The 9016-nt window shown below is 60.6% G+C and carries 10 protein-coding genes; 5 read left to right on the forward strand and 5 right to left on the reverse strand.

All coding sequences use genetic code 11. From position 1 onward, the window contains the following. The first annotated feature begins 545 nt into the window (after positions 1-545). The 4 genes from AC0L2V_RS16635 to AC0L2V_RS16650 all read left to right on the forward strand — a co-directional run bounded on the left by AC0L2V_RS16635 (position 546) and on the right by AC0L2V_RS16650 (position 3580). Positions 546-1001, forward strand: coding sequence for a hypothetical protein (locus AC0L2V_RS16635; protein ID WP_473520620.1), 456 nt, complete (start codon positions 546-548; stop codon positions 999-1001). Positions 1002-1085: 84 nt separating this feature from the next. After that, positions 1086-1964, forward strand: coding sequence for a DUF1194 domain-containing protein (locus AC0L2V_RS16640; protein WP_473520621.1), 879 nt, complete (start codon positions 1086-1088; stop codon positions 1962-1964). A 155-nt stretch (positions 1965-2119) separates the two neighbouring features. Beyond that, complete coding sequence (gene fabI / locus AC0L2V_RS16645) at positions 2120-2938, forward strand: enoyl-ACP reductase FabI (protein ID WP_128179857.1); 819 nt, start codon at positions 2120-2122, stop codon at positions 2936-2938. Positions 2939-2992: 54 nt separating this feature from the next. Further along, the gene (locus tag AC0L2V_RS16650; RefSeq protein ID WP_473520622.1) at positions 2993-3580 is read left to right on the forward strand and encodes a histidine phosphatase family protein; all 588 of its coding nucleotides are present in this window, start codon (positions 2993-2995) and stop codon (positions 3578-3580) included. 37 nt (positions 3581-3617) lie between these two features. On the opposite strand, the gene AC0L2V_RS16655 is transcribed toward AC0L2V_RS16650, so the two are convergent. The 5 genes from AC0L2V_RS16655 to AC0L2V_RS16675 all read right to left on the reverse strand — a co-directional run bounded on the left by AC0L2V_RS16655 (position 3618) and on the right by AC0L2V_RS16675 (position 8305). Further along, positions 3618-4367 carry an anti-sigma factor family protein gene (locus AC0L2V_RS16655; protein ID WP_473508716.1) on the reverse strand — a complete coding sequence of 250 codons (750 nt, stop codon included), beginning with the start codon at positions 4365-4367 and terminating at the stop codon, positions 3618-3620. A gap of 10 nt (positions 4368-4377) precedes the next feature. Continuing rightward, entirely contained in the window at positions 4378-4938 is a 561-nt protein-coding gene (locus tag AC0L2V_RS16660; RefSeq protein WP_473520623.1) for an RNA polymerase sigma factor, read from the reverse strand. 222 nt (positions 4939-5160) lie between these two features. Beyond that, positions 5161-5835 carry a response regulator transcription factor gene (locus tag AC0L2V_RS16665; RefSeq protein ID WP_473520624.1) on the reverse strand — a complete coding sequence of 225 codons (675 nt, stop codon included), beginning with the start codon at positions 5833-5835 and terminating at the stop codon, positions 5161-5163. Between the two features lie 127 nt (positions 5836-5962). Further along, positions 5963-7564: a sensor histidine kinase gene (locus AC0L2V_RS16670; RefSeq protein WP_473520625.1), complete on the reverse strand. Its 1602-nt coding sequence runs from the start codon at positions 7562-7564 to the stop codon at positions 5963-5965. Between the two features lie 477 nt (positions 7565-8041). Then, positions 8042-8305 carry a DUF1344 domain-containing protein gene (locus tag AC0L2V_RS16675; protein ID WP_031254973.1) on the reverse strand — a complete coding sequence of 88 codons (264 nt, stop codon included), beginning with the start codon at positions 8303-8305 and terminating at the stop codon, positions 8042-8044. A 291-nt stretch (positions 8306-8596) separates the two neighbouring features. On the opposite strand from AC0L2V_RS16675, the gene AC0L2V_RS16680 reads away from it, so the two are divergent. After that, a partial coding sequence (locus AC0L2V_RS16680) for a chorismate synthase (protein ID WP_473520626.1) occupies positions 8597-9016 on the forward strand: 420 nt, incomplete at its 3' end.

Consider the following 9016-nt stretch of genomic DNA (forward strand, 5'->3'; position numbering starts at 1 on the left):
GGCGAACGCCCGCCCGCAACGTGGCCGGCTTGCGCCAGGCGGGTCAATCGCTCGTCGCCGAGAGCGTTTTCTTTTGCTCGGGCGGAATAAACCCGCGGCCGCCCCGTTTTCCAGACCATGCCGGACCGAACTCAGCCGGGCGGGCTGAACGTCGACGGGCGGTCCAGAAGCACGTCCTGCCCCAATCTTGACCTCTTGGTCGACTAACGAAATTGTCCGTCAAACGAAGAGCTACGAAGGAGCGCGTCGGATTGCTGGGTCATGCGTTATCGAGTTTGGAAAGTGCGTTCGGGGAAATCCGGGCGATGTATCGAAACGACAGGTTCAGCAGGGTTTTCGCGCTGATAGTAATATGCCTGAATATCCTCGTCATCACCGTTCCCTTCGCGATCGAGGCGCTTCGATCTGTCGGAATTTCACACTACGATCTGCCTGCGCGTCTCAACATCAGCAGGGATGGATCGCTGCCCGAGATGTTCAACTACGGGCAGGCCGCGCTTTGCGCCCTGTTTCTGTTCGGCATCTGGCTTCGAACCAGGGAGCATATGTTTCTTGCCTGGTCGCTGATTTTCAGTTTTGTGACACTCGACGACGCCACCCGTTTCCATGAGCGCGGCGGCCTGCTGCTGGCAGCGACATTCGACCTCGTTTCGCTGCCGGGCATGCGGGCTCGCGACACCGGGGAAATCATCACCTGGTCGGCGGTCGCGCTCGGCCTGCTGGCGCCGCTGTTGTGGTCATTCTGGCAAAGCAGACCGAGGCAACAAGCCCTTGGATCGGTGTTTTTGCTGCTGTTCGCGTGTCTTGTGGGTTTTGCCGTGGTGGTTGACATGCTGCACTTCCTGACGGGCTCGAAGCTCGTTGGCTACGCGGAAGACGGCGGCGAGATGCTGTCGATTGCCGTCGCCTGTTGCTGTGCGTTCATCCTCTATCGCGGGCTGGGGCGTGATGCGGATCTTCACGCAATGGATCCGGGCCTGCCATTCTCAAAGCGGACATAACCGAATTGCGGAAACGGCCGCGCGAACGGGAGGAATAAGTTTGGCTCCGGCCCGTTACCCCCGGGATCATTCCGGGAGGAGCCAATGCTGTCGCACCTGTTTCCGTCCGTTCCAACGCGCTGGTTCCGGCGTCGTTCAGAACACCAGGGTGTGAAGTCGAAGCCTGCCATGCCGGCGAAACCTTGCCGCTGGCGCGCCCTTCACCTCGCCCTGCCACTGATGGTCTTCCTGTGCGGCGCTTCGCCAGCGGCCAACGCGGTCGTGCCGGGCACCGACGCCAATGTCGTCACAGCAATCGACGTCTCGGACTCGATCGGCCGATATGAGGAATGGCTCCAGCAAACCGGGCTCGTGCGGGCGCTCGTCCACCCCGACTTCCTGCGCGCCGCCACCGCCGGCCCGCGGCGTCGGATCGGGTTCGCCGTCTTTACATGGTCAAGCGATGGCAAGTTCGACCTGTTGGTGCCCTGGACCGTCATCGACTCGGCCGAGGACGCCGCGCGCGTGTCTCAGGCGCTCGCTTCGGTGACGCTCATCGACCGAACCCATTACGGAGGCGGCGATATGGAGCAGGACGGCAACGCTGATCCCGCAGCGATGCACGATCGTCTGACAGACATGTCGGAGGCGATCGCCCTTGCTTCGCTCCTGTTGGCGTCATCGCCGCACGCGACGCAGCGCGCGGTCATGAACATCTGCGCCAACGGAACCGACAATTTCGAGGGCGGAACAGAATCCTCGCGAGACGCGGCGCTGGCGCAAGGTTTTACGATCAACGGATTGGTCCTGGGGCAGGATGCGGAACTTGCGCAATATTTCCGCTCCAGCGTGATCGGCGGTCCGGGAGCGTTCGCCATGGACATCTCGGATGCGAAAGATGCCGGTGAATTCATGACGAGGAAACTTGTTCGCGACCTATTGGCGTCGGCGCCGGCAGATGCGCCTCGTTTTAGGATCGAGTGACCGCTTCGACGCACAACCAGGCTCGCAGAACTGCTGCATGGCATCCAGGTCGGAAGGTCAGCCGGGCGGGCACTGTCCGTTTTGAGCGCTTGAAGGGGCTCTGTGCCTGTGCGATAGCCACTCACGAAGCAGCAAATCTTGCGGAGAGCGCTCACATGGCGGGTGGACAAGGCATTATGGCCGGCAAGCGCGGGCTTGTCCTGGGCGTCGCGAACAATCGGTCGATCGCCTATGGCATCGCCAAGGCCTGCGTCGACCATGGCGCCGAGATCGCGCTGACCTACCAGGGCGAGGCGTTCAAGAAGCGCGTCGAGCCGCTGGCGGCGGAACTCAACGCCCATGTCGCCGGCCATTGCGATGTGACCGATCCGACAACGCTCGATGCGGTCTTCGACGACATCGCCAAGCGTTGGGGCAAGCTCGATTTCCTCGTCCACGCCATCGCCTTTTCCGACAAGGACGAACTGACAGGCCGCTATGTCGAGACGACGCGCGACAATTTCCTGCGCACGATGGACATCTCGGTGTTTTCCTTCACCACCATCGCCAAGCGCGCCGAGGCGCTGATGACCGATGGCGGCTCGCTGCTGACGTTGACTTATTACGGTGCGGAAAAAGTGATGCCGCACTACAACGTCATGGGTGTTGCCAAGGCAGCGCTCGAAGCCAGCGTGCGCTATCTGGCCGTCGACCTCGGCGCCAAGAAAATCCGCGTCAACGCCATCTCCGCCGGTCCGATCAAGACGCTGGCAGCCTCCGGCATCGGCGATTTTCGCTACATCCTGAAGTGGAACGAATACAATTCGCCGCTAAAGCAGACGGTGACGCAAGAGGAGGTCGGCGATTCAGCGGTCTATTTCCTTTCAAACCTTTCACGCGGCGTCACCGGCGAGATCCACCATGTCGATTCCGGCTACCATGTCGTCGGCATGAAGGCGGTCGACGCGCCTGATATTTCGACCGTCAAGGAATAGACCCGCCTGGAATATACCCTCCCGCCTGCTCTCGGCCGCTCTCCGGATGACCTGATGTATCCGCTCGTCTACATCGCGCGCCATGGCCAGACGGTGTGGAACGCCGAGTCCCGGCTGCAAGGACAGGCCGACACCGATCTCAACCCGCTCGGCCGCGAGCAGGCGACCGGCAATGGCCATCGGCTGGCCGAATTGGTTCATAATCCCGAAGATTTCGATTTTGTCGCCAGCCCGATGCGGCGAACGCGTGAGACCATGGAACGCATTCGCATGGCGATGGGGCTCGATCCCAGGGCTTACCGCACCGATCCCCGCCTTGTCGAAATGAGTTTCGGCGACTGGCAGGGTTTCACCTTTCCCGAACTCGAGGCCCGGCATCTCGGCTCGGCCAGGGAGAGGCGCCTCGACAAGTGGAATTTCCTGCCGCCCGGCGAGGGCGCCGAAAGCTATCAAATGCTGCTCGAACGGGTAAAGCCGTGGTTCGACGCGCTGGATCGCCGGACGGTCTGCGTGACGCATGGCGGCGTCGTGCGCGTCCTGTTCCGCATGGTGCTGGGAATGCCCGAGAAAGAAGCCGCCAGGCTGAATGTGCCGCACGATCGCTTGCTCAGGCTGGAGGGCCGGAGCCTGGACTGGCTCTAATGCATGTCGCCCAAAAGCATGCCCACGGGCCCGCCTTCTACTGGCCCAACGATCTCAATGCCGCCGCCTCGTCTTCCCGTGACAGAGGCTCATGCGCTCCGGTTGCCGCGAGATAGGAATCGAGCGCTTCCGTAGACGAGGCCGGTGCATATCCGCCATCGCGTGCGGGCGCAACGACGGCAAAATTCACCGCCCAACCATCATCCGAGTGGCACGCCACGGATATGACGGTCGAGCGGTTGGCGGAATCGATTTCAAATTCGCGGCACAAGGAACCGGTTCCATCGCGAAACGTGGCTACGGCACGGATCCTGTCGGTGGAGCCTGTCAGCACGGTTTCTTCGCCGGACGCCACCTGCCCGAGCGCCTCTGAAAGAGGGCTGTCCTGCCCTGCCACCTCAAGTCCATGCGGCTGGTTTTGGATGGCAAGCCCAAAAAAATATCCGCCGAACCCAAAAGCGACTGCAACCAGCGAAGCAGCCAGCGGCATGATCCAGGATGCCTGGGGGCGCGGCATTGCCTGATTGTGCCTCGCCCTGAAGGCAACGACACGCGCGGCCTCGCCGGCGTGCGATGGAACGCTGCGCCGCCTGGCCTCGTCGATCATTCGCTGCACGGACTGGCTGAGTCGGTCGGGAACGGGTTCATCGAGAACCGGCGTCAGTGCCTCTTTGACCTGAATGCGGGTTTCCAGGAACAGGGCGACCCGGTTGGCGATTTCCGGTTGCATGGCTTTCTCGATGGCTGCGGCAGTCGCGTCGTCAAGTTCGCCGTCTGCAAAGGCCATGAGCGTTTCGTCAGCAAACTCGCATCTTATCATTTCTGTTCTCGCCCTTCATGACCGGTGAACGTGGCAAGCCAGGATTTATTCCGACTGCCTCGGCGAGATTCTTTCTGGCGCGCGCCAGCCGGCTCATCACCGTTCCGATCGGAATCCCGAGAACGCCGGACGCCTCCCTGTAGGAAAGGTCCTCGACGCAGACCAGGAGAATGATTTCGCGCTGTTCGTCCGGCAGGTCGGTGATCGCCTGGGCAACGCTGTTCAGTGTAAAGCGTGCTTCGACATCTCGCTCGCCACAGGCGCCGACGAGGTCCTGCCGTTGCTCAATGTCCTCCTGCGGGCCGGCCGTGCGCTGCCTTCTGATGTGGTCAATCCACAAATTTCGCAGGATCCGGAACAACCACGCATCAAGACGGGTTCCAGGTTCAAAGCGCTCGGTGTTGGCAAGCGCGCGTTCGCAAGCCGCTTGCACCAGATCGTCGGCAAGATCGCGGGAACGGCAAAGGGAAATCGCAAAGCGGCGCAGGTTCGGAAGAAATGCAACAAGCTGCTTTCCGAATTGATCAGTCTCAATCACGTCGAAGTTTCCGGTTTCATGAGGACCAGGCGAAGTCAGCCGCCTCCGCACGCATTCGGGGTGGGTCGGTATCTTCATATGGCAGCATATGACCACGGCGGCTAAACCAGCGTGGGAGTCCGGCTAGATTTCGGCAAGGCCAGGATTAGACTATGGCAAGCATCAGGTTAGAGCTTGGTGAGAGAACTGCCTATTTCCTGAAAACGAAGGTGACCGCTGGCTTCAAGCCGATATCACGTAGCCGAAGCCCCGCACGGTTTTTATGAGCGGCTTTTCGTCCACGCTTTCGATCTTGCTGCGAAGGTAGCGGATGTAGACATCGACCACCTTCGTTTCCGGGTCGAAGCTCAGATCCCAAATATTGTTGAGCAGCCGGGTTCTGCTGATCACAGCGCCGGAGTGCGACATCAGATACGCGAGAAGCCTGAATTCCTTAGCCGTAAGGCTGATCTCGCGTTCGCCGCGCCAGACCTTCTTGCCGACCGGATCAAGCGCCAGATCGCCAACTCTGAGGACTGGGTCCGTGCCGGTGCTGGAGCCGCGGCGAAGCAGCGCCTCCATGCGCGCGATCAGCTCGTCGAAGGCGAAAGGTTTGGTCAGGTAGTCGTCGGCGCCCCCCTTCAGCCCTTCGACCTTGTCCTGCAGGCTGTCTCTGGCCGTGAGCATCAGGACAAGATGCTGGTGCTGCTCGCGCCGCAGCATGCGACATACTTCGAGGCCGTCGATTCCTGGAAGCATTCGGTCGAGAACGATCAGCGCATATGGCGTCTCCCGCACCATCGCCAGCACATCCCCGCCACTGTCGGTCACGTCGACAACGTAACCCTCGGCTTCGAGCCCTCGCTTGATGAAGCCGACGATGCGATCGTCGTCCTCTACCAGCAGAATCCTTGACATTTACACCACCTTCTCCCCAGGTCGTATTGCGGGGAGTGAGAGAATTCCCCGCCTCGCGGTGGGCGCGGTCATTCCGCCAAGCTCCCGCCTCAACAATCGTAATCCATGAAACGAAGGAGGTCGTTCTTTATTCCGAGCCGGTTTTTGCACGCAGCCTCTTTTTCAAAACGACCACGGCGGCACCTGCATTCGCATCCGCAGACGCGGTTGCGTCAGCGTGTGGAAGCCGGACCACGACCTCAGTAAAAGACCCGACCTCGCTCGTGAGCGCAATCTCGCCACGATGCTTTTCGATGAGCCATTTCGCGATCGCCAGACCGAGGCCACTGCCAAGTTGGCGCGACGCCTTTGGGCTTCGGCCACGGTAAAATCGCTCGAACACCTTGGGTATTTCCTCGGCTGGAATGCCCAAACCCTTGTCGCGTATCGCAATCTCCGCATGCCCGTCCATAACGGTCATGCTCAAGTTCACCGAGCGATCGCGCGGAGAATATTTTATGGCATTGTCCAGAATTATCACGAGAGCCTGTTTGAGCCGTTGCGCGTCGGCAGTGATCCAGACCGGACGGGTGCTGTAGGCCGCCTTGATCGAGATGCCCTTGGCGCGCCCCAGGATTTCGCCCTCATGGACCGCATCGGCGACGATGGTAACGAGGTCCGTTCGGCGGGGCTCGAAGCGTATTGTATCGGTTTCCGAACGAGAAAGAAAAACCAGATCGTCGACGAGGCGTCCCATCTCCAGGCTCTGAGTGACAATCCGTTCGAGCGCATCGCGGTACACTGCCTCTGGCTTTGAACCATGGCGCAGCGGAATTTCCGCTTCACCGCGAAGCGCCGTCAGTGGAGTGCGCAGTTCATGGCTGATGTCGGCGAGGAACTGGACGCGCAACCGGTCGAGCTCCGTCAACCGCTGGTTGGCCGCGGCAAGCTCGGCGGTCCGTGTGGCAACTTGCTGCTCGAGTTCTGCTTTGGCATTGAGCAGCCGGTCGCGCTGGTCTTGCTGATGCGTGGCCATTTCGTTGAACCGCCTGGCGAGCGCACCAAGTTCGTCGCGGCCATCAAAGGCGATCCGGTGGTCGAGATCACCACGACTGATCGCCTCTGTGCCTTCGGTCAGCAGGCTGATCGGGCGCATCAATGATCGGGCGAGAAGGAAAGCAGCGACAAAGCAGAGAACCACAGCAGCCAATGCAAGCGCGGCCGTCATCCAGGTCAGGCGTCGCCACAGTGCTTCTGCCTGCAGTTCGGTTCGCACAACCTCCTCCTCTTCGTCGCGCCGCGCGGCTTCCAGGATGTTTTCGAACTCGGCGTCGAAACGATTCTCGATGTCCCGGCGAAAAATCCTGACCGCGTCCTCCTGGCGCCCCTGGTTGCGAAGATTGATTGCGTCCGACGTGGCTTTGGCGATTTCTCCGTAGAGCGTGCGCATCCGCGTGATGCGGAAGATCTCGTCACCGCTGTCCTCCTGTTCGCTGCTGCGCCCGAGAAACTCGGCTTCTCCCCTGGTCAGCTGCGCGAGCTTTTCGAATCCTGCCTCAAGCTCGGCGCGGGCGCTCTCGTAGTCGGGACGCTCCGGCTCGCCAATCAACAGGAACTCGGCGATCTGCTCGGAATATCGGTTGGCGTTGACCGTAAGCGCGGTGACGGCTTCCAGTTGGTTGTTGGCCCATTGCACGCGCTGTGTGTAGTAGGTTGTCGAGCGAATGGTGATGTAGACGATAGCCGCCATAATCACGACTGCCCCCACGACAATGAGCTGAAATACAAGAATGCGAGACCTGATGCCCATCGGTGTCCATCGGCGTTGAGAACCCGAAACCGATCGGATTCAAGAATACCCCCTTCGCGGCAGAGAAGGCCACCGTGCAGGATGGCTCGCGCAGATCGGCGCAACATTGCCGCGACGCCGTTTCAGCACGGAGCAACCATAGAGGACGCGCTATTAAGGATACGAGAGATTCAGGTTAGAAATTGGTGAGAATGCAGTCCTGCCGTCCGAATTTAGCGGCTTCAACCCGTGAGAGGCTAAGTCCAGCCGAACGCCGCAAGCCGAGGCAAGACCGGCTTGCCGGGTTTGATCGGGCGCAGAGTTGAAGCTTTCGCGGGTGACTTGCGAGTCACTTGCTGAATCGCCAGGAACCGAGACCCATCGCGAACTGGTCGCGTTGCTCGCGAGAATAGCCAGCACCGTCCAGACTGAATGAGTCTATTCGGTTGAATCGCTATCCGGCAATTGCATGTCGGTGATGATGTTCTCGCCGTTTGTCTCGTCGTAGGCGATCACGATGTCCATGCCGGGTTTCAGCGCTTCGAGATCGGTTTCGGCGTTCAGCTTGTAGGATTTGCCGTCGTCGAGTGTCAGCGTCAACGTCTCCTTGTCGATCTCTTTGATCAGGCCTTCGGTCTGGCCGGCGAAGGCGGCGGTGGAAATCAGCAACATGGCGGCAACGGCGCCGATCGGGATACGCATCATCGTCCTCTTATCATTGCGCCGGCTCGGTGGCGGCGGGTGTTCAACAGACGGTGTTCAACAGACGGGTCGAGGGAAGCAGAAACCAACCGAATGTGTCAAAACTAAATCCGCCAGATCACAGTTTGACCGCTGCGGAAAACGCCAATAGAACGCAGCTACGGCGCCGCGCGTCCTAACGCAGAAACGACGCTGTGGCACTTTTGTTTTTGCGCATGATCCTTCCCGAAAATCGCTCCGATTTTCGGGGTCATGCGCTAAGCCGGCTCGGTGCCGGCAGGGCTGGTTCTCATGTCTCACAATACGTTTGGCCATCTTTTCCGTGTCACCACCTGGGGCGAAAGCCATGGCCCAGCGCTCGGCTGCGTCGTCGACGGCTGTCCGCCCGGCATCCGCTTCACGCGCGCCGAGGTCCAGGCCGAACTCGACAAGCGCCGCCCGGGTCAATCGCGTTTTGTGACGCAGCGTCGCGAACCCGACGAGGTCAAGATCCTGTCCGGCTTCATCCTGGATGACGACGGCGAGACCATGATCACCACCGGCACGCCGGTGTCGATGCTGATCGAGAACGTCGACCAGCGCTCCAAGGACTATGGCGAGATCGCCCGCCAATACCGGCCGGGTCATGCCGATTATACCTACGACACCAAATACGGCCTGCGCGACTATCGCGGCGGCGGCCGTTCTTCGGCCCGCGAGACGGCGGCGCGG

It is taken from the genome of Mesorhizobium sp. WSM4814 (genome assembly GCF_055811595.1).

Excerpts from the sequence above, each read along its gene's own strand:
- AC0L2V_RS16675 (WP_031254973.1), bottom strand. The coding sequence starts at position 8,305 with ATGCGTATCCCGATCGGCGCCGTTGCCGCCATGTTGCTGATTTCCACC.
- AC0L2V_RS16655 (WP_473508716.1), bottom strand. The coding sequence starts at position 4,367 with ATGGCCTTTGCAGACGGCGAACTTGACGACGCGACTGCCGCAGCCATC.
- AC0L2V_RS16665 (WP_473520624.1), bottom strand. The coding sequence starts at position 5,835 with ATGTCAAGGATTCTGCTGGTAGAGGACGACGATCGCATCGTCGGCTTC.
- AC0L2V_RS16650 (WP_473520622.1), top strand. The coding sequence starts at position 2,993 with ATGTATCCGCTCGTCTACATCGCGCGCCATGGCCAGACGGTGTGGAAC.
- AC0L2V_RS16640 (WP_473520621.1), top strand. The coding sequence starts at position 1,086 with ATGCTGTCGCACCTGTTTCCGTCCGTTCCAACGCGCTGGTTCCGGCGT.
- AC0L2V_RS16670 (WP_473520625.1), bottom strand. The coding sequence starts at position 7,564 with ATGGCGGCTATCGTCTACATCACCATTCGCTCGACAACCTACTACACA.
- AC0L2V_RS16635 (WP_473520620.1), top strand. The coding sequence starts at position 546 with ATGTTTCTTGCCTGGTCGCTGATTTTCAGTTTTGTGACACTCGACGAC.
- fabI (WP_128179857.1), top strand. The coding sequence starts at position 2,120 with ATGGCGGGTGGACAAGGCATTATGGCCGGCAAGCGCGGGCTTGTCCTG.